Genomic DNA, 26831 nt, shown 5'->3' with positions numbered 1-26831 from the left:
CAGCGAAGGCGGCCTTCAAGCCGACCTGTTTCCTGCAGATGTATACAGACCCAGTGTGGGAGCGAGCCTGCTCGCGAAGGCGGTTCGTCATTCAACAGCAATATCAACTGACACTCCACCATCGCGAGCAAGCTCGCTCCCACAACGCCCCATGCTGTTCCGTGGCAACGCGTCCCCCCGCAAAAACAGCACGTACATCCAATTTTTTCCTTCCCCGCCCCGGCACTATCCAACCCAATACCGGCGATCAATCCCCGCGGTTGTTTGTTCGCCCCCCAATATTGTCTCGCCGGAGCCCCGCGTCATGCCTGATTCCAACGTGCCCGACTCGCCTTTCGAGGAGGTCGTGACCCTGGTCATCAAACACCGGGTCAAGGCCGGTTTTGAAGTGCCCTACGAAGCCTGGCTGCGCAACATTGTCAGTGTCGCCGGACAGCAGGAGGGGCACCTGGGTGTGGACGTGATGCGCGGCAAGAATGCCGGCCTCGATATGTACACCTGCGTCTTGCGCTTTTGCTCCACCGACGCGATGCAGCGCTGGCTCGATTCGTCGCAACGCCAGGCGCTGGTCAAGGAGGCCACGCCGATGCTGGCCGACGGTGACCAGACCGAGGTCAATCCGCTCAACGAATTCTGGTTTACCCCGCAGGCCGAGTCGGGCTCGCCGGCGCCGCGCTGGAAGCAGGCCGTGGTCACGTTGTTGGTGATCCTGCCGCACACTTTGCTGGTGCCATTGCTCTGGGGGCCGTTGTTGCAACTCAACGCCTTCCTCTCCCATTACGTGGTCGCGACCTTCCTGATCACCCTGACCATCGTGCTGTCGGTGGTGTACCTGTTCATGCCGATGGCGACGCGCTTGTTCGCGCCCTGGCTGTCTTCATCCACTTCGCCCAAGGAAACGCGATGAACGCCGATCTGATTCTGTTCAATGGCCAATTTCATACCGTCGACCGTGAGAACCCACACGCCACTGCGGTAGCCATCCGTGATGGCCGCTTTGTCGCGGTCGGCAGCGATGCCGAAGCCATGGCGTTGCGCGGCTCGGGCACGCAAGTGATCGACCTCAAGGGCCGTTGCGTGATTCCCGGCCTCAACGACTCGCACCTGCACCTGATCCGTGGCGGCCTGAACTACAACCTCGAGTTGCGCTGGGAAGGCGTGCCGTCGCTGGCCGATGCGCTGCGCATGCTCAAGGAGCAGGCCGACCGCACACCCACGCCGCAATGGGTGCGGGTGGTGGGGGGCTGGAACGAATTCCAGTTCGCTGAAAAGCGCATGCCGACCCTCGAAGAACTCAACCAGGCCGCGCCGGACACCCCGGTGTTTGTCCTGCACCTGTACGACCGCGCCTTGCTCAACCGCGCGGCCTTGCGCGTGGCCGGCTACACTCGCGACACGCCGAACCCGCCGGGTGGCGAGATCGTGCGTGACGCCAATGGCAACCCCACCGGCATGCTGGTGGCGCGCCCCAACGCGATGATCCTGTACTCGACCCTGGCCAAGGGGCCGAAGTTGCCGCTGGAGTATCAGGTCAACTCGACGCGCCAGTTCATGCGCGAACTCAATCGCCTGGGCCTGACCAGCGCCATCGATGCCGGTGGTGGTTTCCAGAATTATCCGGACGACTACCAGGTGATCGAGCAGTTGGCCAGGGACCAGCAGCTGACCATTCGCATCGCCTACAACCTGTTTACCCAGAAGCCCAAGGAAGAGCTGGCGGATTTCCAGAACTGGACCGGCAGCGTCAAGTTGCATCAGGGCGACGACTACCTGCGGCACAACGGCGCCGGGGAAATGCTGGTGTTCTCGGCGGCGGATTTCGAGGACTTCCTCGAACCGCGCCCGGACCTGCCACAAAGCATGGAAGACGAACTGGAGCCGGTGGTGCGCCATCTGGTCGAGCAGCGCTGGCCGTTCCGTTTGCACGCCACCTACGACGAATCCATCAGCCGCATGCTCGACGTGTTCGAGAAGGTCAACCGTGACATTCCGTTCAACGGGTTGCCGTGGTTCTTCGACCATGCCGAAACCATCACCCCGCGGAACATCGAGCGGGTGAGGGCGTTGGGTGGCGGCATCGCGATTCAGGATCGCATGGCGTTCCAGGGCGAATATTTCGTCGAGCGCTACGGCGCCAAGGCGGCCGAAGCCACGCCGCCGATCCAGCGCATGTTGGCCGAAGGCGTGCCGGTCGGTGCCGGTACCGATGCCACGCGGGTATCGAGCTACAACCCCTGGACCTCGCTGTACTGGATGGTCAGCGGTCGCACCGTCGGTGGCCTGGCGTTGCACGCCGAGGGCCTGTCGCGGCAGACCGCGCTGGAGCTGTTCACCCACGGCAGCGCCTGGTTCTCCTCCGAGCAGGGCAAGAAAGGCCAGATCAAGGTCGGGCAGCTGGCGGACGTGGCGGCATTGAGCGCGGACTTTTTCAGCGTCGACGAAGAAGCGATCAAATGGATCGAGTCGGTGCTGACCGTGGTCGGCGGCAAGGTGGTGTACGCCGCCGGTGATTTCGAGAAGCTTGGGCCAGCGAGCGTACCGGTGCTGCCGGACTGGTCGCCGGTGGTGAAAGTCCCGGGCCATTGGCGGCCGAATTCGCCGTTGCAGGCCCAGGTTCACCAGTGCAGCGGGCCGTGTGCGGTGCATTCCCACAGCCATGAGCGGGCACGCCTGTCGAATGCGCCGGTCAGTGATTTCGCCGGTTTCTGGGGCGCCTTCGGCTGCTCGTGCTTTGCCTTCTGACGAATACCAATAAGCGCCGGCCTCCTGGCCAGGCGCCACAAGCGACAACCATCCACCAAGGAGTTTTTTCATGAGCAACGTTCCGTACTCTCGCTTGAACAAAGATGATGCTGTTGTGCTGCTGGTCGATCACCAGACCGGCCTGATCTCGCTGGTGCAGGATTTCTCGCCCAACGAATTCAAGAACAACGTGCTGGCCCTGGGCGACATCGCCAAGTTCTTCAAGCTGCCGACCATCCTCACCACCAGTTTCGACAAAGGGCCAAATGGTCCGATCGTGCCGGAGCTCAAGGCACAATTCCCCGAGGCGCCGTTCATTGCCCGTCCAGGCCAGATCAACGCCTGGGACAACGAAGACTTCGTCAAGGCCGTGAAGGCCACCGGTCGCAAGCAACTGATCATCGCCGGTGTGGTAACAGACGTGTGCGTGGCGTTCCCGACCCTGTCGGCCATTGCCGAAGGTTTTGAAGTGTTCGTGGTGACGGACGCTTCCGGCACCTTCAACACCACCGTGCAGCAGGCTGCCTGGGCCCGTATGTCGGCCGCCGGTGCGCATCTGCTGAACTGGTTCTCCGTGGCCTGCGAGCTGCAAGGCGACTGGCGCAACGACATGGAAGGCTTGGCCAACCTGCTGTCCGAACGCCTGCCGAACTACCGCAACCTGATCAACAGCTACACGACCTTCACTTCGAAGTAAGTCGTAAGGCTGAAAAGATCGCAGCCTGCGGCAGCTCCTACAGAGAAACGCGTACCTGTAGGAGCTGCCGTAGGCTGCGATCTTTTGCTTTGTGCACCAAAAGGAAGAGAAGTCGCTATAAAGTGCCTGACTGTCAACCAAAGGCATGACAATGAATCCGTTCGAAGATATGCGAATTTTTTGCCAGGTGATGGACTCCGGCAGCTTCACCGCCGCCGCCGATCAACTGGGGCTGTCCAAGCAGTTTGTCAGCCGACGCTTGATGCAACTCGAAGAGCGACTGGGCGTGCGACTGCTCAATCGCTCGACCCGGCGGCTGGATGTCACGCCATTGGGGCAGAGTTACTACGAATCGGCCTTGCGCTTGCTGGGTGAAGTCGAGCAGGTGGAGCAGGGCATCGCCGGGCAGACCACCGAGCCGCGCGGCACCCTGCGCGTGAGCGCGCCGCTGTCGTTTGCGCTGGCGCACCTGGGGTGCCTGCTGCCGCAGTTTTTGCAGCGCTATCGAGATGTCACGGTGGAAGTGGACTTGAGCGATCGTCCGGTGGATCTGCTCGGCGAAGGCTATGACCTGGCACTGCGCATCGGAGTATTAGAGGACTCGACGCTGATCGCGCGGCGCATCGCCTCGATCCAGCGTGTCTATTGCGCAAGTCCGGATTACCTGGTGGAGCGTGGCACGCCGCTCAAACCCGAAGATTTGCACCAGCATGACTGCCTGCCATATGGCCACGGGCGTCAGGTGCAATGGCGCTTCGAAGGGCAGGGCAAACCGCTGATGGTCAACGTCACGGGACGGATGCGGGTCAACAATGGCGAGTTGCTCAAGGACGCGGCGATGGCCGGGATGGGGATTACCTATTTGCCGACGTTTATCGTCGGTTCGGCACTGAAGGATGGGCGGTTGGTGGCGGTGCTGGATGAGTTTCGACCGCAACCGCTGACGTTATCGGCGGTGTATCCGCAACATCGTCAGTCCTCGCGACCGGTGCAGGCGTTGATCGAGTTTTTGCGCGAGCGCCTGGACGATTCGCACAATCCCTTGTAGGAGCGAGCTTGCTCGCGAAGGCGTCATGACATTCGATATTGATATCGCCTGACACTCCGCCTTCGCGAGCAAGCTCGCTCCTACAATGGGTTTCGCAGGTCAGTTGACGCGTTTGTCGTCGCCCGGTTCGCCACCGACGTGAACGCCACGATCGTCACCTGGCTCGCCAGCGGCATGCAGGCCGCGATCGTCACCCACTTCGCCGGCGCGGTGCACGCCGTGGTCGTCGCCTACCTCGCCGGAGCGGTGCACGCCGTGGTCGTCGCCTACTTCGCCGGAGCGGTGAACCCCATTGTCGTCATGCCCGGCCTGATGCACGCCATGGTCGTCACCCGGTTCGGCATGGGTGCCGCTGCGCCCGGAGTTCGAGGCTGTGCTGCCGGAATGCCCGGAAGCATGGTCGCTGCCGCTATGACCGCTGCCGGCGCTATTGCCGCCGTGGCCACCGCCATTACCACCGCCGCTGCCACCGCCGCTGCCACCACCGCCGCCGTGGCCACCACCGTTGCCTCCGCCACCACCGCCGCTGCCACCACCGTGACCGCCGCCGCCGCCACCACTGCCGCCGCCACCACCGTGACCGCCACCGCCGCCCCCACCACCGTGGCCGCCACCGCCACCGCCACTTCCACCTTCTTTCGCCTGAGCGCTCGATACCCCGGAGAGGCTGTCCGGAATCAGGACGGTAGACGCCGATAAGATCGCGCCAATCGCTACTGCCAGTAATAGCTTGTTGATGTGCATGTCGTTCTCCGTCTTCTAATTCAAGTTGGAACGTTGATGAACATTGCAACGTGCTGCCATATTCAGTGGGTAAACACGCCAAGGTGCGGCTTTATTCGTTGTGATGTTGAAAAAAACCTGCGGCATCCCGCGCAGGCCCGCTCCAGAGGCGTCAGTGGATGCTTGAAGCCAGCTCGAAAATCGGGATGTACATCAAAATCACGATCACCCCGATCAGCAGGCCGATGAAGGTCATGAGCAAGGGTTCGAACAGGCGCACGAACCATTCGATCCAGCGGCTGATTTCTTCGTCGTAGAAGTCGGCACTGCGCTCCATCATCTGCCCGAGGTTGCCGGACTGCTCGCCGGCGCGCAGCAGGCGCAGGGACACCGGGGTCACCAGGTGGTTGAGTTCCAGCGCCGTCGACAACGATTGCCCCTCGCGCACCCGTTCGCAGGCCTGGTCCAGGCGCAATCGGGAGGCCGGGGTGAGCAGGTTGCGGACCATGCCCATGGCGGTGACGAGCGGTATGCCGCCTTGCAGCAGAATCCCCAGGGAACGGTAGAAGCGCGCCAGTTCGTACATGAAGATGCGCTGGTGCACCGCCGGGAGTTTTTCGATCAGGCGGTCCAGGCCCCGACGAAAGGCCGGTTGGCGCTGGAGGAAGGCGAGGGCGATGACGATCGTCGCCAGAGCGCCGAAGAATTCGCCCTGGTGGGCGTGCAGGAACATGCCGCTGCTCATCAGGATCTGCGACAGCCACGGCAGGTTCGACCCCAGCCCTTCGAACACCAGGCTGAAGCGCGGCACCACATACCCCATCAGGAAGAGCACCACGCCACCGCCCACCACCAGCAACAGCAGGGGGTAGATCGACGCGCTGACGATCTTCTGGCGAACCTCGTCCATGCGCTGGCGATAGCTGACGTATCGCCCCAGCGCATCGCCCACGGCACCGGTTTTCTCGCTGGACTGGACCAATGCCACGTACAGCGGCGGGAACACCGCCGACAGTTGGGCCAAGGCCTGGGAAAACGATTTGCCCTCATACAGCAGGCGCACCAGTTCACTCAGGGTCTTGCGCGCCTGTGGCGCATTCTCTTTTTCCGCCAGGCTTTCCAGCGCATCGATCAACGGCAGGCCGGCATTGAGCAGGGTGGTCAGTTCCTGGCTGAACAGCACCAGGTTGAAGGTCTCGCGCTGCTTGAGGCGCAGTGCCCGCCAGTGCCTCTCGGCGTGCAGGCTGACCACACGCAGCCCCTGGTCTTCGGCGATGCGCCGGGCTTCGCTGTCGCCCGGCGCCTCGACGGTCATTGAAACCACACCGGCCTTGCCTACCGCCTTGAGGTGAAAACGCATGGTCGCCATTCCCGTCATTGCCAGCTGGTGACTTCGGCGTTTTCGCCTTCGCCGCCGGGTTGGCCGTCCTTGCCCATGGACAGCAGGTCGTACTCGCCGTTTTCCCCAGGGTAGCGGTAGGTGTAGTTACGGCCCCACGGGTCCTGCGGCAGTTTTTTCTGCAAGTAAGGGCCGGTCCAGCGGGTTTCGTCGCTGGGGGCGGTGACCAGTGCCTGCAAACCCTGCTCGGTCGACGGGTAATGGCCGACCTCCAGGCGGTACAGGTCCAGGGCCTTGCCCAGGCCTTCTATTTGCGCCTTGGCCACCTTCACTTCGGAGCGGCCCAGTTGCGCGAAGTACTTCGGCGCGACGATGCCGGCCAACAGCCCCAGCACCACCAGCACCACCAACAGTTCAAGCAATGTGAACCCGCGCTCGGCTCGAAGGGCAAAAGCACGCGGGGCGAAACGCAGACGCTGTTTCATGATGACCTCACACAGTCGGCAGAAGGGTCGCGACAAAGGCTTATGCAATTGCCATGCACAGGCCCGGTCAAGCGCCGGGCATCCTCCTGCAACCCCCGTATTACGGCCGCTTGCGCTTTCGGCACAGTGCTTGCGTATGGCTGATACACGACCGGCCATTGGGGCATAACCCCCATTTTTCGGGGGCCGGTCACGGGAGGTAGAACAATGAAAACTCTCACCACAGGACTGCTCGGCGTGATGCTGCTGGCAGGCACAGCGCAGGCCGATGTGTTCGTTTCCAGGGACGCCAAGGGCGACTTCGTCTTGTCCAATGTCCATCGCCCCGGACGCCAGTACGAACGGGTGGTCCGTGATGTCGAAGCGAAGGTGGCCAGCCTCGATCAGCAGCCGCAGATGATCGCCGCCAGGCCCTATGCCGAACTGGTATCAAAGGCGGCCACGGACAACCAGTTGCCGGCGGCGCTGCTGCACGCGGTGATCCAGGCCGAATCCAGCTACGACGCCAGCGCCGTATCACCCCAGGGCGCGGGCGGGCTGATGCAGCTGATGCCCGATACCGCCCGGGAGTTGGGCGTGAAAAACGTCTACGACCCCAAGGCCAACATCCAGGGCGGGGCCAAATATCTCAAGCGCCTGATGACCATGTTCGACAACGACATCGCCCTCGCCGTGGCCGCCTACAACGCCGGCCCCCAAGCGGTGCTCAGCCGTGGCGGCGTGATCCCGCCGTTCGCCGAAACCCAGCGTTATGTGCCCAGCGTGCTGCGCCAGTACCGGCGTTTGCAGGGGCTGGCAGCGGATGCCCCGTTGTGACCGCACAGCCTGGGGCGGGTTTCCCCAACATTGGGGCATGGTGGCCCCGGCAAAAAAGTGGGGAATAAATGGGGAATATCCCCCGATGAATTAAGTGGCGACTGTAACTGTTTGAAAAACCGATAAATTTTTTATGGCATACAGATTGCTCTAGGGGTTTTGTCGAGAATTATTCCCTGTGAGCGCCCACAGCGAGGCCCGTGATCATGACCGGCATATTCCACGCTCCACCCCTGCTCAGTTTCCTGCTGTTCGCAGCTTCCATGCTTGGCGTCGAGCTGGCCGAGGCTGCCGCGCGTTGTGAACGCAACCTGGTGGCCAACGTCGTGACGCTCGACCAGCCGCTGATGTTCAACCGCCTCGGTGCGCAGAACGTCAACGGCATGATGTTCGCCCTGCGCCGCGATGTGGTCGATGACCATGACATTTCGCTGGCCCAGGGCGGAGCGGCGGTACCGGGCAAGGTTTCGCTGCGTCCCGACAAGCGTCCGCGTCCGCTGGTGCTGCGGGTGGCCGCCGGCGACTGCCTGACCATCAATCTGCAGAACCTGCTGGCCTACCAGGCCAACCCCGGTTCCCATGACGGTGGCGAAGAAGAGGAGGAGGGCGAGGAAGAAGGCATCGAAATCGGCAACAACGAAAACTTCAAGGTCGACGAGCAAGTCGCCGACCGTCATGTCGGTTTCCAGGTCAACGGCATGCAAGCGGTCAACAGCATCGATGACATCGCCTCGTTCACCGGTCGCAATGCCAATAGCCTGATCGCACCGGGTGCCAGCCGTTCCTACACCCTGTACGCCGAGCGTGAAGGGGTTTTCGCCGTCAGCAGCCGTGGCGCAACCTTCGGTGGCGAAGGGGCGGCCGGCAACGTGGCCAACGGTTTGTTCGGCCAGGTCGTGGTGGTGCCCAAGGGCGGTCGCACTTACCGCAATACCGTGACCGAAGAAGAAATGCGCCTGGCCACCACCGGGCGTACCCCGGCCGGCCAGCCGATCGTCGATTACCAGGCGCGTTACCCGCAACGCGAGCCATGGGTCCGTGAAGGCAAGGCCGGCACGCCGATCATCAACATGGTCGACGGCAATGAAATCATTTCCAGCGAAAGTGACGCGATCGTCATGGGCAGCAACGCCGATGGCAGTTTCCCGCCCTCGACCTATCCGCTGGAAGCCGTGGGCAAACGCAACCCGGCACTGCCCAATCGTCTGGAGCCGTTCCGCGATTTCGCCTCGCAATTCCAGGATGAAACTGCCGCCACCCAAGCCTTCCCGGCCTACTGGGCGGACCCGGTGATGGCCCACGTGCTGGAGCCGACCCGCGATTCGTTCATGATCAACTATGGCTCTGGCGGCATGGGGGCTGAAGTGGTGGCGAACCGTCTCGGCGTAGGCCCGATGCACGATTGCCTGTCCTGCGCCTACGAAGAATTCTTCCTCAGCTCCCACACCGTCGGCGACGTCGCGATGCTGGTGGACGTACCGGCTAACGCCGGCCTGGAAGGCATCACCCCGGGGCAGACCCCGAACGCCGATCAGGTGGGCGTCAAGGCGACCATGGCTCTGTATCCGTCCGAGCCGTCCAACGTCAACCACAGCTACATCGGTGACTTCGTCAAATTCCGCAACACCCACAACGGCCACGAGCAGCACATCTTCCACCTGCACGGGCATCAGTGGCTGTTCAACCCCAACGATGACAACTCCGACTATGTGGACGCCCAGGGCATCGGCCCGGGTGCCGGCTACACCTATGAAATCGCCAACGGCGGTTCGGGCAACCGCAACCGGGTAGCGGGGGATGCGATCTATCACTGCCACTTCTACCCGCACTTCGCCCAGGGCATGTGGGCCATGTGGCGGGTACACGATGTGTTTGAAGAGGGCACCAAACTCGAAGTCTCACAACAAGGCTCCGACGGTTTCCATAGCGAGCCTTATGCCCTGCGCAGCGGTAAACCCGCCGCGGGTGCACGGGCCTTACCTGATGGCGAGATCGTTGCCGGTACGCCGATCCCGGCGGTGGTGCCGCTGCCTGGCAAAGCCATGGCACCGATGCCAGGCAAAGTCGCGGTCGTACCGAAAATCGGCGAGACCCTGGTGGCCGCCCACAACGATGACGATGACGATGATGATGAAGAAGACGATGATGACGGCGAGCACCATGGCGGCAGCGGTGGCGCCCAGGCCATCGGTTCCCTGGCGCTGGTGGATCGCAGCGAAGCCAACCGCAACGCCGATGGCACGCTGAAAAACCCAGGCTATCCATTCTGGATCGGCGGCATGGAAAGCTCGGTTGGCCAACGCCCACCGACCCCGCCGCTGGACATGCTCGACGCCGCCACGGCGCAGGCCTTGAAAGCGACCGGCAAAGCCCTGTGGGCCAACCTTGACCCGGCGCAGTCCGGTGGCTGGGACGGTGGCCTGGGGCGCCATTCGCTGGACGGCGTCTCTGCCGGTGGCGAGGCCGAGACCATTACCACGTCGCTGGATTTCTCCAAGACGGTGACCCGCGCCAAGCCGATTTATCTGCCGGAAGAGGGCACCGAGGTCGAGCAGGCGGCCATGGCATTCCACGCCAAAAAGGACCACCCAAGCTTCGCCCTGCTGCCGGGCAATCAAATCGTCGCACGGGCCTTCCGCACCAACGGCGCCTTGCCGATGGCCGGTGCGCCGTTCTACGAACCGTGCATGGACGACCGGCAGAAACGCCTGAGCAGCAGCGCCGGCACCGGTGAGTTCATCAGTGGCGAGCGGCTCGACGGCATGTCGTTCATCGGCTCCTCGAGCTTCACCGCCGACCGTCCGCGCATCTACAAGGCGGCCAACATCCAGTTCGACGCGGTGTACAACAAGGTCGGCTACCACTTCCCGCAAGCGCGCATCCTGGCGCTCTGGGAAGACGCTTGGCCTGTGATCACCAAGCAGCGTCCGCCAGAGCCCCTGGTGATGCGCATGAACACCTTCGACTGCGTGCAGTACCAGCAAACCAACCTGGTGCCGGCCACCTATGAGATGGACGACTATCAGGTGCGCACGCCGACCGACGTGATCGGCCAGCACATTCACCTGCCGAAGTGGGACCTGGTGTCTGCCGATGGTTCGTCCAACGGCTGGAACTACGAAGACGGCGTACTCTCCCCAGGTGCGGTGCAAGAACGCATCCACGCCATCCGCGAGTTCAACCAGTGCCAGGGCAGCGACCCACGCGATGGCACGCCGGCCTGCCCGAAAGCCAAGAACCACCCGTACTTCGGCCAATACGGCCGGGCCGACTGGGTCGGTGCGCGGACGGCGATGCAGCGCTGGTTCGTCGACCCGGTGGTCAACGCCAAAGGCGTCGACCGTGGCCTGGGCACCATCTTTACCCACGACCACCTCGGCCCATCGACGCACCAACAGATCGGCCTCTACGCCACCGTGCTGGCAGAACCTGCCGGCTCCACCTGGTTCCACGCTGAAACCGGCGAGCCGTTGTACAGCGGCGCGCGCCAGGACGGTGGGCCGACTTCGTGGCAAGCGGTGATTTCCACCGGTGACCTGGATGGCGATGGCAAGAACGACAGCTTCCGTGAGTTCTTCCTCGAATACAGCGACTTCCAGCACGCCTATGAAGCCGGTGTGTACGTGGGCGCCGGGCCTGACGGTAAACCGAATGCGCAAAGCTTCCCGGCCACCGCCGACAGCTTCCGCTACGCGATCAACCCGCCCGTGCGTAACAACGCCAGTACCCTGCTCGACGGCATTATCGAAGTGCAGGGCGGCATGGTGCCCGGCTGCCCGAGCCGGCCATGCCCACAAGCCATCTCGGTCGATGACCCGGGCATGTTCGTGGTCAATTACCGCAACGAACCGCTGGCCCTGCGGGTGTATGACCCGTACAAGGTCGGCCCGGACGGCAAGCGCGGCATGCAGGCCGACGGCCTGGGCGGCGACCTGGCGTACGCCATGCAAAGCCGTACCGACCGTGCGATCCCGGCGATGAACCTGGCGCCGAACCTGATCACCGCGGCCACCGGCCCAACCGGCGGCACCACGCTGTTCCCGCCGCACATCAACAAGGGCGGCGCCGAACCAGGCGACCCGTTCACCCCGATGCTGCGCACCTACACCGGCGACAACGTGCGGCTGCGGGTGCATGCCGGCGGTCACGAAGAGGAGCACAACGTCACCCTGCACGGCGTGAAGTGGCTGCAAAGCGGTTCCGGTTTCGGCAACAGCTCCAACTCCGGCTGGCGCGCGTCGCAGATGATCGGCATCTCCGAGCAGATGGGCTTCATTGCACCGGTCTCGATGCTGTCCAGTTCGGCCGCCACCACCGGTGACTACCTGTACTCGATGGACGCTTCGATCGAGGGTTACTGGAGCGGGATCTGGGGCGTGATGCGCAACTACACGGCGCAACGCAGCGATCTGTTCGCGCTGCCCAACAACGCCAAGCCGACCGGTATGCGCAACACCGTGGCCTTCGACGGCGTTTGCCCGCGAATCGGCGCCAACCCCAACGGCATCGGCACCCGGCCGACCCCGCAACGCAACTATGAAGTGGTCGCGGCGCTGGCCAACGACATCCTCGGCAATCCGCTGGGCTTGACCATCGGTGACCCGGCGGGCCTCGGCATGCATGTGGGCGGGCCGCTGAATCCGGCCGGCGGTACCCTGGTGCTCAACTCGCGTACCGTGAGCATTCCACAGGTCACCGTGACCGACCCTGAAGACGGTGAAACCATCACCATCGGCGGGCAAAGCGGGCCGCTGCATGACCCGACCGCGATCCTGTATGTGCGCAAGGCCGATCTCGACCCGGCCACCGGCAAGCTCAAACCCGGTGTGCCTGTCGAACCCCTGGTGCTGCGCGCAGCGGCCGGTGACTGCATCAACATCACCCTGGAAAACCGTCTGCCGAGCGTCATGCCAGACCTGACCCAGACAGCGGTGATGCAAGGCATGGTCAAACGTGATCGCAACAACGGCAGTGGTTCGACCACCTTCAGCAACAACCTGATGCGGCCGTCGAGCCACGTGGGTCTGCACGCGCAACTGCTGGCGTACGACATCACCAAATCCGACGGCACCAACATCGGCACCAACCCGACCCAGACCGTGCCACCGCGTGTCGGTAGCAGCGGGGTCTACCCGACCCGTACCTATCAGTACTACGCCGGGCACCTGGAGCGTGAAGGCAAGCCGATCACGCAACTGGGGCGCAATGTCGACAACATCAATGCCACGGCGATCGAGTTCGGCGGCTTGAACATCACCCCGGCGGACGTGATCAAGCAGTCGCAAAAAGGCCTGGCCGGGGCGATGAGCATCCTGCCGATGGGCGCCACCTGGGTCGACGACACGCGCAAGGTCAATGCAACCGTCACCGCCCCTGGGCAAACCAGCTACCGCGACTTTGCGATGGTCTGGCAAAAGGCCTTGAACACTCGCTGGGCCAATGGGCGGCCGGTGGAAGGGATTGCCGCGGAAGGGTTCGGCGTGCCGACCGATCCGCAGGACAACTCGAGCATGGCCATCAACTACAAGACCGAACCGATGTGGTACCGCTTCGGCCTGGCCCCGGATGCACCTTTCGGCCATGCCGACGGCGCGGGCTACGGCGACATGGCGAATGCGCACATGGCCTACAGCAATGCGCTGGTGGGTGGCGATCCGCAAACACCGGTGCTGTACGCCAAGCCGGGGCAGCCGTTCCGCACGCACATCCTGATGCCTACCGGCGGCAGTCGCGGTACGACCTTCCAGCTTGACGGTCACGTCTGGTCGACCAACCCGTTCCTGGCCGAGAAGAGCGATACCGGTGGCTATCCAATGGGCACCCCGGGCGTGGGTTCGGTGAAGTTCGGCTACAACCCGATGTCGATGTACATCGGCGCCCGCGAGAGCGTCCTGCCGGCAGCGCACTTCAGTTTCATGATGCCAAGCGCCGGTGGGGTCAACGCGATACCGGGTGACTACCTGTTCCGCGACTACGGCGCCTACGGCAACACCTCCGGGTTGTGGGGGCTGTTGCGGGTGACCAATGACCCGGAACCGGCGCCGGTGCCGTAGGCAGGAAACAACGCAATACCTGTAGGAGCGAGCCTGCTCGCGAAGGCGGAGTGTCAGACACATCAGTTCTGGATGTGCAGGCCTCTTCGCGAGCAGGCTCGCTCCCACAGGGGGGTGGTGCAGCAGGCATAGATCTGAAGGGGAGATGTGACATGAACAGGACCATCAAAATCGCCAGCGTTGCCCTGGTCGTCGGGGTAGCGCTGATCTGGCTCGGGGTGTGGCGCACGTCGCCACCGACCCAGCTCAGCGACATCGCGCTACCCGACACCTGGACCGGCCAGACGCTTGAGCGTGACGGCGTGTCGGTGGCGCTTGAGGTGCGGCCGCTGACCGAAGGCGGCGTGTTGCGCGAGGGCGAATTTGCCGACGTGCGCTTCAAAGTCACCGACAAGGCCTCGGGCCAACCCTTGGCGGGCGTCGCCCCCGGTGCCTGGATCGACCCCGAAACCGTCGCCGCCGACCAGGCCCAGGGCCGCGAACAGAGCTGCAAGGCCCGGGTCGGGGTGTTCCTCAAATCGAGTATCGGCGCACGGCCGCTGCTCGATCTCAACAGCTACTTCCTGATGGTGATGAACCGCGATGCCAGCGTCTCGGTGGTCGACCCGTCCGTCTCGGTGGGTGGCATCACCAGCACCATGACCCGCATCGATATCAAGCAACCGCCGATGGATTGGGTCACCCCCCGGGACAACAAGCGGGTTTTCGTGTCGATGCCGACGGCCGGCGAAGTCGCGGTGATCGACAGTGAGCAATTCAAGTTGCTCGACTCGGTGGCCGCCGGCAGCCACCCGGTGCGCGTGGCCTTGCAACCGGACGAACGCCTGCTGTGGGTCGGCAACAATGCCCCGTCGGCCGAGCTCTCCGGGGTCACGGTGATCGACACCGCCAGCCTCAAGACCCTCAAGCACCTGGCGACCGGCAGCGGCCACCACGAAATCGCCTTCAGCAAGGACAGCCGCTTCGCCTTTGTCACCAACCGCGACGACGGCACGGTCAGCCTCATCGATGTCGCCACCTTGACCATCGTCAAGCAGCTCAAGACCGGTTCGCACCCGCTGTCGGTGGTGTACTCGCCACTGTCCGGCGCGGCCTATGTGGCCGATGGCAAGGACGGCACGGTCACCGTGGTCGACGCCGCGAACCAGTCGGTGCGGCGGGTGATCAAGATCAAGCAGGGCCTCGGCCCGATGGGCTTCAGCGCCGACGGCCGTTTCGGCATCGTGCTCAATACCCTGGAGAACCAGGCGGCGGTGATCGACGCGGCCACCGATTCGCTGATCCATGAACTGGACGTGTCCGCCGAACCCTATCAAGTGGTGTTCACCAAGGCCTATGCCTATGTGCGCGGCCTGGCCTCGGCCAAGGTGACGATGATCAACCTGGCGTCCCTCGGTGAAGGTCGCAAGCCGATCAGCCAGGGCTTCGAAGCCGGAACACAACCGCCGCGGCTGGCCGGTGACCTGCCACTGGCGTCGAGCCTGGCAGTGTCGCGGGACGACAACGCGGTGTTCGTGGTCAACCCGGTGGACAACACCACCTACTTCTACGCCGAAGGCATGAACGCGCCGATGTCCGGCTACCCCAACCGCGGGCAAGTGGCACGGGCGGCACTGGTCATCGACCGCAGCCTGCGCGAAGTCGAGCCGGGGCTGTACAGCGCGCGGATCAAGCTGCCGGCGGCGGGGCGCTTCGACGTGGCGTTCCTGCTCAACCAGCCCAACATCATCCATTGCTTCAGCGCCGTGGTTGAGCCGAACAACAAGCTCGGCCCCGTCGCCGGCGTGCCGAAAGTCGAGTTCATGCTCGATAAGACCACGGCCGCCCTGGGCAGCCCTTATGTCGTGCGCTTCCGCATCGTCCAGGGCAAGCAGAAAGCCCGGCGCAGCGGGGTCAAGGACGTGCAGGTGCGCTACTTCCTGGCGCCCAGTTCACGGCCGCAGTACGTCGCGGCACTGGACGTCGGCAACGGCATCTATGAAGCCCCGGTCACCCTTGACCAGAAAGGCGCCTGGTACCTGCACGTGCGTGCGGCGTCCCTGGGCGCAAGTTTCGACGACCAGACTTTTGCCAGCGTTCGGGTGACACCCGGCCAAGCTCATTGAAGAGGACATCGACATGAACCGATTCGCACATCACGGACTGCTGACACTCTGCCTGTTGGCCGCCAGCATCGGCCAGGCCCTGGCCCACTCGGCCGATGAACATGCCGGCCACACCATGGCGGCCAAGAGCGCCAGCTCCGAGACCGCCCAGGTCAAGTTCGCCGACGTCGCGCTGGTGGACCAGAACGGCAAAAGCGTACGCCTGGAAAAAGACCTGGTGGCCGACAAGATCGTGGTCATGAGCTTTATCTACACCAGTTGCACCACGGTCTGCCCGGTGGTGTCCTCGATCATGGGCAAGGTGCAAAAACAGCTGGGGGCACGGGTCGGCACCGAGGTGCAACTGGTGTCGATCAGCATCGATCCGCAGCGCGACGACGCCAAGCGCCTTAACGAATATGCCCGCACGTTCCAGAACGGCCCGGGCTGGAGCTGGTTGACCGGCTCAACGTACTCGGTCAACGAAACCCTCAAGGGCCTGGGCAGCTTCAGTGGCGACTTCAAGAATCATGCGCCGCTGATCCTGGTGGGGGACGGCAACAGCCGCCACTGGACCCGCTACTACGGCTTCACCGACCCGGGCGTATTGACCCGGCAAGTGGAGAAGCTCAGCGGTGAACGCAACGCCCACGCCAAACACACCGCCATCGCCATGGAGCATCAGCCATGAGACTTCTCGACTGGATCGCCCTGAGCCTCTGCTCCTGCCTCGCAAGCTCCCTGGCCTTGGCCCATGAAGGGCATGAGCAAGCGGCGCCTGCCTCCGCCACGGTGGCAGCCGCCGCACAGCCGGCCGGTGGCACCCGCGATGCCAAGACCTGGTTCACCGACACGCCGTTGCAGGACCAGAACGGCAATACCCTGCGTTTCTACAGCGACGCGCTGCACAACCGCGTGGTGCTGCTCAATGTGATTTTCACCAGTTGCACCGATGCCTGCCCCCTGATCACCCAGAAACTCAAGCAAGTGCGCGAAGTGCTGGGCGACAAGGCGGACGGCATCACCTTTATCTCCCTTACCAGTGATCCGCTGCGGGACACCCCGGCGGTACTCAAGGCTTACACCTTGAAGCAGGGCGTCGATGAGCCCCACTGGCTTTTTCTTACCGGCGACAAAGCGCAAATGGACCTGGTCCTGGGACGTATCGGCCAGGTCATACCGTCCCCCGAGCAACACTCCACCCAGTTGATCGTCGGCGACGTGGCGAACAAGCGCTGGAGCAAGATCCGTCCCGATGCCCCGGCCGCCGCCATTGCCCAGCGCTTGCAGTTGCTGGCAATGCCCGTGGCCGGCCGTTGAGTCCGGGCCATGAAAAATGCCCTGATCCTCGGCCTGCTTATCCTGGGTAGCCTCAGCCTGAGCGCCCAGGCGTTATCGCTGACGCCCAGCGAAAGCGCCGGCAAACGCCTGTACCGCGAAGGTGTATCGGCCAGCGGTGAGCCGATCATGGCCCGGATCGGGGCGGCGGGCATGCTGCTGCCGGCCACCAGCCTGCCGTGCGCCAACTGCCACGGCAGCGATGGCCTGGGGCGCCCGGAAGGCGGGGTGCGGCCGCCGGATTTGAGCTGGTCGCGGCTGACCAGCACCTACGGTCAACAGCAGGTCAACGGGCGTGCCTACCCGGCCTACACCGAGGGCACGTTGGCCCGTGCGATCCAGGAGGGGCGCGACCCGGGCAACAACCGGCTCGATGCGGCGATGCCGCGGTTCGTGCTGTCGATGAGCGATCAACGCAACCTGACGGCGTACCTCAAGCGCCTGGCCGATGAGCGCGATCCGGGCCTGAGCCCCGACAGCCTGCACCTGGGCACCTTGCTGCCGAGTACCGGCGTGCTGGGCGAGGAGGGCCTTACCGTGGCGGCAGTGCTCAGGGGCAGCGTGACGCGGATCAACGAATCCGGGGGGATTCATGGCCGGCAGGTGCGCCTGACCATCCTTGACCCCGGTCCCGACCGTGCCAGCGCCGAACACGCGCTCGACCAGTTGATCGAACAGGAACAGGTGTTCGCGCTGGTCGCACCGCTGGTGCCGGCGCTGGAGGCCGAACTGGCGCCGCGCCTGGAACAGGCTGGCGTGCCTCTAATCGGACCGCTGTCATTGCAGGGCACGGCCCAGGCCAGCCGACAGATTTTCGAACCGCTGCCGGGGCTGCGCGAACAGATGATCGCCCTGGCCAACTACGCCGCCACCAGCCTGCGCGTGCTGCAAGGCCCCACGCTGATCGCCTACCCGAACGAGCCGGGCCAACGCCTTGCAGCCGAGAAACTTGCCCAGTACCTGCAGGACAACGACTGGCAGAAAGTGCGCCTGCAACCCTACGAGTCGGCGCAGGACGAGTTGCCTCTGGGTTCGCGCTCGGTGTTCTACATGGGCAGCAGTGGCGGTTTCAGTCGCCTGGCCGAGCGCTTGCAGACCGCCGGCCAGGTGCCTTACCTGTTCGCCGCCTCGAATCAGGTGGCGGGCGATCTGCTGCAGGTGCCCAGCGGTTTTTCCCGGCGGGTGTTCCTGGCCTATCCGTTCGTGCCCAGCGACTGGACGATGACCGGGCGCACCGCCCTGACGCAACTGCGCGAGCGCCAGAAGCTCGGCGGCGAACACGCGGTGCTGCAGGTGGGTGCCTACAGTTCGATGATGCTGCTCAGCGAGGGCATGAAACAGGCGGGGCGCGACGCCAGCCGGGAAAAACTGATCAGCGCCCTGGAAGCCCTGCATGACTTCGATACCGGCCTGACCCCGCTGATCAGTTTCGGGCCGGGGCGACGCCTGGGCCTGAACGGCGCCCATGTGGTCACCGTGGACCTGCCGGACCAACGCTTCTATCTGGTCGCCCCCTACAAACCCATTGCCGCCATGCCCTGATCCGGAGGCCGAAGATGAAACTTGCGACTGTATTGGTGCTGTTGACCCTGTGGGTACCCGCCGCGTTTTGCAGCAATGGCCCGGCGGTGGCGAGGGTCAATGGCGAGGAAATTTCCCAGCTGCGCCTGGAGCGTTATTTCGCCGAATACCTGGAGGATCAGGGCCGCGCGGTCGCCAGTATTCGCAGTCCCAGCGCCTACAAACAGCTGCGCAAGGCGGCGCTGGACGCCCTGATCGACAAGGAGTTGCTCTGGCAGGAAGCGGTCAAGCGCGGGGTGGTGGTCAGCGATGCCACGGTGCACGACCAGGTGGCCCAGACCCGCCAGGCCATGGGGGGCGACCAGGTGTTCGCCCGGCGCCTGGAAGACGCAGGTTTTGATGAGGCCGGCTACATCGAGTACACCCGCCGTGATCTGGCGGCGCAACAGATGTTTGCCGAACTCACGAAGGTCGGCGAGCCGGACGAACAGCAGGTGCAGGCGTTTTATCAGGAACACCGCGCCGAAATGAACCGGCCCGAGGAGATCCAGGTCAGGCATATCCTGATCAAAGTGCCTCAGGGTGCGGATGCTTCCACAGTCGAAGCCGCGAGACTACGCTTGGAGGCAATGCGCACCACGATTGGTGAAGGTGCCGATTTTGCCAGCGTCGCCCGCAGCGGTTCCGAAGACGCTTCGGCCAGCGCAGGCGGCGATCTGGGGTACTTTACCCGGGGGCGCATGTTGCCGGAGTTCGAAGCCGCGGCCTTTGCCCTGGCGCCCGGAGCAGTCAGCGAACCGGTGCGCACGGCGGTTGGCTGGCATTTGATTCAGCTGCAGAACCGATTGGAGGCTGCCGATGTCACACAAGAGCAGGGACTTGACATGGTTCGGGCTTACCTTGCCCGACAGAAACAGGTCAAGGCTCGTCTGCAGGCCCTGGCGCAGCTGCGCGCAAGCAATCGGATCGAACGGATTGACGACGAGTGAGCTTTCCCCAACTGTGGGGGAAAGCGTCGATGCGCATCCGTTCGCTTTCCCCCGCTTTTGGGGGGTGGGGCATCTGGACGCAAAGGCATTGCTTTTAAATTCAAGGACATGAATACATAAAATTACCGGCACTCAGCCTGGCATGAAGTGTGCGTTAGACCTATCAAGGCGCGCACTCCGCCAGGTTCGGAACTCGGACCTGCGGTTTCAAGGAGTCCACCTTGTTGAACAAAGTACTGGTTGTTGACGACGAACAGCTGCTTGCTGAAAACCTCCAGGGTTACCTGCAGGCGCAAGCGCTGGAAGTCCGGATTGCTCACGACGGTGCGCAAGGAATCGCTGAAGCAGGCGATTTCGCACCCGATGTGATGGTGTTCGATTACCGCTTGCCCGATATGGAAGGCTTTGAGGTGCTCGATGCCATCCGCCAGAACAGGAAGTGTCATTTTGTGCTGATCACGGGGCACCCCACCGCAGAGGTTTGCGAAAGGGCCCGGCAACTGGGAGTCAGCCACATCCTGTTCAAACCGTTTCCGTTGGCGGAACTGGCCCGAGCAGTACTTGACCTTCTGGGGCGCCAGCGCGAACCCAAAGCGGGTGTGAGCAGTAGCGAAGGCTTTGTCGAACGACGCCAGAGCAGGACCGAAAGTTTCCCGCTGCAGTTGTACGACGGTAGTTGGGTGCTTGCAGATCGCCGACGAAGTAACTCGGCCTCCACAGCGCCAGACGACGAACAATTGCTCACCGGGGAGTAATGGCGCGACAAGAGGTTCCGGCATCCGCCGCAATTGCTCGCCGCGCCGACAGGGCTCTAAGCCCCGGGTGTTGGAGAGCAAGCCATGGATCGTCTTACCCTTGTCGTCGATGTGCCACCGCTGGATTGTGTACCGACCCGGTTTTCCAGTGAGCAATTGGCCCAGGCCCGTTCCCGGGCCGGCAGCTCCGGCGAGCGCATGCTCGAAGCCCTCGCGGTGCTGTGCGACCTGGCCCCCATGCCTTTCATCCAGTGCCTGGGCGCAACCCTGCATTACCCGGTGCTCGACACCGACAGCCTGTTTCAAGCCACCCCGGTGTTCGACCGGGTCACCCTGGCCCAATGCCTCAAGCGCGAATTCATCCTGCTGCGTCACGCCGACGCGGTCATCGGCGTGTTTGCCGACCCCTTCGACAGCGCCCGCCTGGCCTGGATCGACGACTGCCTGCACGGTGCGCCGCTGTACCTGGTGCATGCCGACGACCTGAAAGCCTACCTGGCGCGCCACGAAGAGAGCTTCCACGCAGTGGAATCGCTCAACGCCCAGGCTGACGGCAACACCGAGATCGACACCCTGCAAAGCCTGTCCCTGACCAGCATCAGCGAAGACTCGAGCGTGGTGGTCAAGCTGGTCAACTCGACCCTCTACGACGCGCTGAAAATGCACGCCAGCGATATCCACCTGGGCACCACCGGCAGCGGCCTGGTGATCAAGTACCGCATCGATGGCGTGCTCAACAACATCAGCAAGATCCAGGGCAGCGAGTTCGCCGAGCAGGTGATTTCCCGGGTCAAGGTCATGGCCGAACTGGACATCGGCGAAAAACGCGTGCCCCAGGACGGTCGCTTCAAGATCGGCATCAGCGGCCGGCAGATCGACTTCCGGGTGTCGATCATGCCGAGCATTTTCGGCGAGGACGCGGTGCTGCGGGTACTCGACAAACAGGACCTGGCCGACAAGGTCTGCGGCGTGCAGTTGCAGGCCCTGGGCTTTGAAGAGGAAACCCTGCGCCAGCTGCGCCGCCTGGCTGCCGAACCCTACGGCATGGTGCTGGTCACCGGCCCCACCGGCAGCGGCAAGACCACCACGCTGTACGCGATGATCACCGAGATCAACCACGGCGTGGACAAGATCATCACCATCGAAGACCCGGTGGAGTACCAGCTGCCCGGCGTGCTGCAGATCCCGGTCAACGAAAAGAAAGGCCTGACCTTCGCCCGCGGCCTGCGCTCGATCCTGCGCCACGACCCGGACAAGATCATGGTCGGTGAGATCCGCGACCCTGACACTGCCCAGATCGCCGTGCAATCGGCACTCACCGGGCACCTGGTGTTCACCACCATCCACGCCAACAACGTGTTCGACGTGATCGGCCGTTTCACCCAGATGGAAATCGACCCCTACAGCCTGGTGTCCGCGCTCAATGCGGTGCTGGCCCAGCGCCTGATCCGCCTGGTCTGCGCCAGTTGCAGCAGCGCATACACCCCGAGCGAAGAAGAGCTGGAAACCTCGGGGCTCGATCCGCAACAGGTGGCGCATTACCACTTCGTCCATGGCAAGGGCTGCGGTCATTGCCGTGGCACCGGCTACCGCGGCCGTAGCGCGATTGCCGAGCTGCTGCACCTGGACGACGAGCTGCGGCAAATGATCGTTGAACGCCAACCCATTTCGAAAATCAAGGCCCACGCCTGCAAACGTGGTTTGCGCCTGCTGCGCGAATCGGCGCTTGAACTGGTGCAACAAGGCCGGACCACTCTCGAGGAGATCAATCGTGTCACTTTTATCTCGTGAGCGTTATGTCGCCGTGCTCGGCGCCAGTGGTGTCGGCCTCGGTCAGCGTCAGGGTGGCGACACCCTGTGGCTGGGCAGTGTCGGCTTCATCGATGAAGGTTTCATGGCCTGGACGGTTGCCCTGGAGACCCTCGACCGCCTGCTGGGCGAACATGCCCGCGCCGGTGCCGAGTTGACCGTGGTGGTCTCCGGCCACTTCAGCCGGTTTTGCCTGGTGCCCTGGAGCGAGCAGATCAGCAGCCCCGATGAACTGCGCGGGTTTGCCCAGCTGTGCTTCGAAGACCTCTACGGGGCGGCGAACCAACCCTGGAACCTGGTGCTCTCGGCCGAACCCGCCGGTTGCGACCGGATCGCCAGCGCACTGCCGCAAGACCTGCTCGAACGCCTGCGTGCCCTGGTCAGTGGTCGTGGCCTGCGCCTGCGTTCGGTGCAACCGTACCTGATGGCGGCGTTCAATCACTTCGACAAAAGCTTCGACGCCGGCGACTTCCTGTTCGTGGTCGCTGAACCGGTGCGCAGCGTGATGTTGCTGGCCCGCGAAGGTCGCTGGACGGCGGTGCGCTCGGTGGGCAGCAGCGACAGCGATGCCGCACTGAGCGCGCTGGTCGGTCGCGAATGCCAGTTGCAGGCGTCCAGCAGTGAACGGCCGCTGAACGTCTACCTGCATGCGCCAGCGCGCATCGACTCGCACCCTGAAGTGCCAGGCGTACAGCTGCGCACCCTTGAAGAAGGCCGGACCAGCGTACGCGACAGCCTGTACGTCATGTCCCGGACGGTGGCCTGACATGCGCCCCCTGATGCTCGACTTTCAGCCGCGCCGTCGCTCAAGCCCCCTGGGCTGGAGCCTGCTGGCCGGTGGCGTGGTGCTGGCGCTGACCTGCATCGTCATTCAACAACAGGTGAGCGGGGAAGCCGAACAACAGCAAGGTCATCTGCAAACCACCCAACGCGTGCTCACCGGCGACACCGGCGGCAAGGTCAGCCTGACCCCGGCCGAAACTCGCGAGCAGGCGCAGAACCTGGCCGAGATGCGCAAGGTGTCGCAGCAGTTGCGCCGGCCCTGGGAGCGCCTGTTCGCCACCCTGGAAGCCATGCCCCGGGACAACATCGCCTTGCTGACCCTGACCCCGGATGCCCGCAAGGGCCAGGTGCGGATCAGCGCCGAGGCGCGCGACCTGGACGCCATGCTCGACTTCCACCGCCGCCTCGAAGCCAGCGACGAGCTCTCCGACGTGTCGTTGCTCAGCCACGAAATCGTCGCCAACGTGCCGGAACACCCGGTGCAATTCAACTTATCGGCTACCTGGGAGATTGGCGATGCAAATCCCTAGATTGATCGTCCACGAATACCTGCAAAGCCTGGGCGTGCCCGGCCTGGCGGGGCTGGCCATGCTGGTGCTGGCATTGACCTATGGCCTGTTCGGCCTGTTGCCGGACTGGCAGGCGCTGCAGCACCTGAGCCAGCAGACCAGTGAGGCCCGCGAATACCTGGCCAAGGTCGAGGAGGGCACGATCGCCGCTCCAGTCGTGCCGCAACGCCAGCTCGATGATTTCCGCAGCAAACTGCCGACCCAGCCCCAGGCCACCATCGCCATCGACAAGATCTACGCGCTGGCCGCCCAGGAACGCATCACCCTGTCCCGGGGCGAATACTCACTGGGTATCGATCCCAAGACCCACCTGGCGCGCTATCAGATCCTGTTGCCGGTGCGCGGCAGCTACCCGCAACTGCGGCGCTTCATGCACGCCTTGCTAGGCCAGTTGCCGGCGGTGGTGGTGGAAGACCTGGAGTTGCAACGCAAGAAGATCGCCGACACCGACCTTAACGGACGGATCCGCATGACCCTTTACCTGTCGAGGTCATGATGAACAGCAAACGTGCAGTGGGTTGGGTGGCGTTCCTCGGTGTGGCTGCGGCGCTGACCTGGTTGCCCGACTACTTCAAGCAGGCCGACGACAGCGATGTGGCAGTGGCCGCCGTGGGTACGCCGGCCAAAGGCAAGAATCGGGGTGCTTCGCCAGCCGCGCAAGCTTCCGCCGCGCCTGTGGCGATCAAGGACCTGAGCCCGGCGGGCGACCTGTTCGCCGCGCGCAGCTGGAAGGCCGCACCGACCCTGGCCAGCGTCACCGAACAACCGGTCAACGTTGCACCGGTGGTGCAGGCCCCCACTGCACCGCCCATGCCGTTCCAGTTCATCGGCCGGATGCATGACCGCACCGACCTGCAAGTGTTTTTGCAAAGCGGCGAAAAGATCTACGTCGTGCGTAAAGGGGATGTAATCGACGAAACATGGAAGATCGAGGGCATTTCCGATCTGGAACTGAGCCTGGTCTATTTGCCTCTGCATTTGTCCCAGACCTTGTCTGTGGGGAGCGCGCAATGAACAAATCCCGTTTGCTGATGAGCCTGTGTATCTGCGCAGGGCTGGCTGCCTGCAGCTCGGCACAGGTTGCCAAGGAAGAAGCCTCTGAGCTGATCGAGCAGGGCCAGTACGAAGCCGGCCTGGCCCGGATCGAGGAGGGCCTGCGGGAAAACCCTCGCGACACCGAACTGCACATTGCCCTCAACAGCACTCGTGCCCGTTCGATCACAGCGCTGCTGACCCAGGCCGACATGGATCGCACCCAGCGTGATTTCGCGTCCGCTCGCATGGGGTACGGCCGGGTGTTGACCATCGAGCCGAACAACCGCCGCGCCCAGGACGCCTTGCGCCAGCTCGAACACATGCGCAGCCTCGATGAAAAACTCGAACTGGCCCGTGGCGACCTGCGCCGCGGCGACATCTACGGCGCCGAACGTCAGGTCAGGCAGATTCTCGAACTGGACCCCACCAACGAAGGCGCCCTGGAACTGCAGGGCAACATCCGCCTGGTGCAGAGCCGCAACGTGGTGGCCTATCCGCAACTGCGCACCAAGCTGGACAAGCCGGTGACCCTGGAATTTCGCGACGCCAACCTCAAGACCATCTTCGAAGTGCTGTCCCAGGTCGCCGGCCTGAATTTCATCTTCGACAAGGACCTGCGCCCGGACATGAAAGCCACCATCTTCGTGCGTGACGTGCGCATCGAAGACGCGGTGGAACTGCTGCTGCAACAGAACCAGCTGCACCAGAAAGTGGTGAACGAAAACACCCTGCTGATCTACCCGGACTCGCCGCAGAAGCTCAAGGATTACCAGGAACTGGTGATGCGCACCTTCTACCTGACCAGCATCGATGCCAACACCGCGTTGAACATGGTCAAGACCATGCTCAAGACCCGCGATGTGTTCGTCGACGAACGCCTCAACACCCTGACCATGCGCGACACCGGCGACGCCGTGCGCATGGCGGAAAAACTCCTGCAATCGCAGGATCAGTCCAACCCCGAAGTAGTGCTGGAAGTGGAAGTGATGGAAGTCGCCACCCAGCGGATCCTCGACCTGGGCCTGCAATGGCCGAACACCTTCGGCGTGATCAACAGCGACGGTACCGCGGTCAGCGTGCTCGACCAGCTCAAGGGCATCAACTCCAGCCGGATCACCATCCAGCCCTCGCCACAGGCCAAGATCAACGCGGCGGACAAGGACATCAATACCCTGGCCAGCCCGGTGATCCGCGTCAGCAACCGCGAACAGGCGCGCATCCACATCGGCCAGCGCGTGCCGATCATCAGCGCCACGTCGGTACCCTCGACCCAGGGACCGGTGATCACCGAAAGCGTGACTTACCTCGATGTCGGTCTGAAACTGGAAGTGCAGCCCACCGTGCACTTGAACAACGAAGTGGCGATCAAGGTGGCCCTGGAAGTCAGCAACGCCACGCCACTGGAACCGACCCGCCAGGGCACGATTCCGGTCCAGGTCGATACGCGTAACGCGCAGACCACCCTGCGCCTGCATGATGGCGAAACACAGATCCTCGCCGGCCTGATGCGCAACGACCATGGCAGCACCGGCAACAAGATTCCCGGTCTTGGCGATATTCCTGGCCTGGGCCGCCTGTTCGGCAGCAACAAGGACGACGTGAGCAAATCCGAGCTGGTGTTGTCGATCACACCGCGGATCGTGCGCAACCTGCCGTACCAGAGCCCGTCGGACATGGAATTCCCCACCGGCACCGAAACCAGCATGCACATCCAGGCGCCGGACCGCTCGAAGGTCGAAGTCGAAGAGGTGAAAGTACGGGGCATGAACGCACCGATCGCTACCACCGTCACCGTCGGGAAGCCTTGATCATGAACGCCTCGCAACGCGGTTTTACCTTGATCGAAGTCGTGGTGACGCTGTCCCTGATCGGCCTGCTGGCCGGCATGGCCGCGCCGCTGACCGAGACCGTGGTGCGCCGGGGCAAAGAGCAGGAACTGCGGACTGCGCTGTACCAGATCCGCGATGCCATCGACGCCTACAAGCGCGCTTTCGACGCCGGTTACATCGAGAAGTCGCTCAACAGCAGCGGCTAACCGCCGAACC

At 63.5% G+C, this 26831-nt stretch carries 21 protein-coding genes and 1 pseudogene; 19 read left to right on the top strand and 3 right to left on the bottom strand.

What is annotated here, in order from left to right; translation table 11 throughout:
• Positions 1–304: 304 nt before the first annotated feature.
• The 4 genes from PMI35_RS27705 to PMI35_RS27720 all read left to right on the top strand — a co-directional run bounded on the left by PMI35_RS27705 (position 305) and on the right by PMI35_RS27720 (position 4487).
• Complete coding sequence (locus PMI35_RS27705) at positions 305–907, top strand: antibiotic biosynthesis monooxygenase (RefSeq protein WP_008055573.1); 603 nt, start codon at positions 305–307, stop codon at positions 905–907.
• A complete protein-coding gene (locus PMI35_RS27710) occupies positions 904–2742 on the top strand; it encodes an amidohydrolase (protein WP_008055572.1) in 1839 nt (612 codons plus the stop codon). The genes PMI35_RS27705 and PMI35_RS27710 overlap by 4 nt, the downstream gene beginning before the upstream one ends.
• A gap of 70 nt (positions 2743–2812) precedes the next feature.
• The gene (ycaC, locus tag PMI35_RS27715; RefSeq protein ID WP_008055571.1) at positions 2813–3439 is read left to right on the top strand and encodes an isochorismate family cysteine hydrolase YcaC; all 627 of its coding nucleotides are present in this window, start codon (positions 2813–2815) and stop codon (positions 3437–3439) included.
• A 151-nt stretch (positions 3440–3590) separates the two neighbouring features.
• Complete coding sequence (locus PMI35_RS27720) at positions 3591–4487, top strand: LysR family transcriptional regulator (RefSeq protein ID WP_008055570.1); 897 nt, start codon at positions 3591–3593, stop codon at positions 4485–4487.
• A gap of 99 nt (positions 4488–4586) precedes the next feature.
• On the opposite strand, the gene PMI35_RS34820 is transcribed toward PMI35_RS27720, so the two are convergent.
• The 3 genes from PMI35_RS34820 to gspG form a co-directional block, all read right to left on the bottom strand.
• Positions 4587–5231, bottom strand: a complete 645-nt coding sequence (locus tag PMI35_RS34820) for a hypothetical protein (protein WP_008055569.1) — start codon at positions 5229–5231, stop codon at positions 4587–4589.
• Between the two features lie 151 nt (positions 5232–5382).
• Positions 5383–6570 carry a type II secretion system F family protein gene (locus PMI35_RS27730; RefSeq protein WP_008055568.1) on the bottom strand — a complete coding sequence of 396 codons (1188 nt, stop codon included), beginning with the start codon at positions 6568–6570 and terminating at the stop codon, positions 5383–5385.
• A 14-nt stretch (positions 6571–6584) separates the two neighbouring features.
• Entirely contained in the window at positions 6585–7034 is a 450-nt protein-coding gene (gene gspG, locus PMI35_RS27735; protein ID WP_008055567.1) for a type II secretion system major pseudopilin GspG, read from the bottom strand.
• A gap of 207 nt (positions 7035–7241) precedes the next feature.
• Between gspG and PMI35_RS27740 the strand changes: the two genes are divergently transcribed.
• From PMI35_RS27740 to PMI35_RS27810, 15 genes and pseudogenes are all read left to right on the top strand, one after another.
• Positions 7242–7850: a lytic transglycosylase domain-containing protein gene (locus PMI35_RS27740; RefSeq protein ID WP_008055566.1), complete on the top strand. Its 609-nt coding sequence runs from the start codon at positions 7242–7244 to the stop codon at positions 7848–7850.
• 206 nt (positions 7851–8056) lie between these two features.
• Positions 8057–13903 carry a manganese-oxidizing multicopper oxidase MnxG gene (mnxG, locus tag PMI35_RS27745; protein ID WP_008055565.1) on the top strand — a complete coding sequence of 1949 codons (5847 nt, stop codon included), beginning with the start codon at positions 8057–8059 and terminating at the stop codon, positions 13901–13903.
• 152 nt (positions 13904–14055) lie between these two features.
• Positions 14056–16008: a YncE family protein gene (locus PMI35_RS27750; protein WP_008055564.1), complete on the top strand. Its 1953-nt coding sequence runs from the start codon at positions 14056–14058 to the stop codon at positions 16006–16008.
• Between the two features lie 13 nt (positions 16009–16021).
• Positions 16022–16678, top strand: coding sequence for an SCO family protein (locus PMI35_RS27755; RefSeq protein ID WP_008055563.1), 657 nt, complete (start codon positions 16022–16024; stop codon positions 16676–16678).
• Positions 16675–17307, top strand: coding sequence for an SCO family protein (locus tag PMI35_RS27760; RefSeq protein ID WP_008055562.1), 633 nt, complete (start codon positions 16675–16677; stop codon positions 17305–17307). Before PMI35_RS27755 ends, PMI35_RS27760 begins: the two co-directional genes overlap by 4 nt.
• Before the next feature lie 9 nt (positions 17308–17316).
• The gene (locus PMI35_RS27765) at positions 17317–18867 is read left to right on the top strand and encodes a cytochrome c/ABC transporter substrate-binding protein (protein ID WP_008055561.1); all 1551 of its coding nucleotides are present in this window, start codon (positions 17317–17319) and stop codon (positions 18865–18867) included.
• Positions 18868–18881: 14 nt separating this feature from the next.
• Complete coding sequence (locus tag PMI35_RS27770; protein ID WP_008055560.1) at positions 18882–19835, top strand: peptidylprolyl isomerase; 954 nt, start codon at positions 18882–18884, stop codon at positions 19833–19835.
• 221 nt (positions 19836–20056) lie between these two features.
• Positions 20057–20590, top strand: coding sequence for a response regulator (locus PMI35_RS27775; protein WP_008055559.1), 534 nt, complete (start codon positions 20057–20059; stop codon positions 20588–20590).
• Between the two features lie 84 nt (positions 20591–20674).
• On the top strand, positions 20675–22381 hold the full coding sequence (locus tag PMI35_RS27780; RefSeq protein WP_008055558.1) for a GspE/PulE family protein: 1707 nt from the start codon (positions 20675–20677) through the stop codon (positions 22379–22381).
• Positions 22362–23165: a hypothetical protein gene (locus PMI35_RS27785; protein ID WP_008055557.1), complete on the top strand. Its 804-nt coding sequence runs from the start codon at positions 22362–22364 to the stop codon at positions 23163–23165. The genes PMI35_RS27780 and PMI35_RS27785 overlap by 20 nt, the downstream gene beginning before the upstream one ends.
• A 1-nt stretch (position 23166) precedes the next feature.
• Positions 23167–23712 carry a PilN domain-containing protein gene (locus PMI35_RS27790; RefSeq protein WP_008055556.1) on the top strand — a complete coding sequence of 182 codons (546 nt, stop codon included), beginning with the start codon at positions 23167–23169 and terminating at the stop codon, positions 23710–23712.
• The gene (locus PMI35_RS27795) at positions 23699–24247 is read left to right on the top strand and encodes a GspMb/PilO family protein (RefSeq protein WP_008055555.1); all 549 of its coding nucleotides are present in this window, start codon (positions 23699–23701) and stop codon (positions 24245–24247) included. The genes PMI35_RS27790 and PMI35_RS27795 overlap by 14 nt, the downstream gene beginning before the upstream one ends.
• The gene (locus tag PMI35_RS27800; protein ID WP_008055554.1) at positions 24247–24765 is read left to right on the top strand and encodes a hypothetical protein; all 519 of its coding nucleotides are present in this window, start codon (positions 24247–24249) and stop codon (positions 24763–24765) included. Before PMI35_RS27795 ends, PMI35_RS27800 begins: the two co-directional genes overlap by 1 nt.
• On the top strand, positions 24762–26594 hold the full coding sequence (locus PMI35_RS27805; RefSeq protein WP_008055553.1) for a secretin N-terminal domain-containing protein: 1833 nt from the start codon (positions 24762–24764) through the stop codon (positions 26592–26594). The genes PMI35_RS27800 and PMI35_RS27805 overlap by 4 nt, the downstream gene beginning before the upstream one ends.
• Positions 26595–26596: 2 nt before the next feature.
• Positions 26597–26818 (top strand): annotated as a pseudogene (locus PMI35_RS27810) (type II secretion system protein); the annotation flags it as partial.
• Between the last annotated feature and the right edge of the window lie 13 nt (positions 26819–26831).

The sequence above is a fragment of the Pseudomonas sp. GM78 genome (assembly GCF_000282475.1).
Classification (GTDB): domain Bacteria; phylum Pseudomonadota; class Gammaproteobacteria; order Pseudomonadales; family Pseudomonadaceae; genus Aquipseudomonas.
Note: the sequence above shows the minus strand (reverse complement) of the source record. Positions and strands in the feature narration are given on the sequence as shown.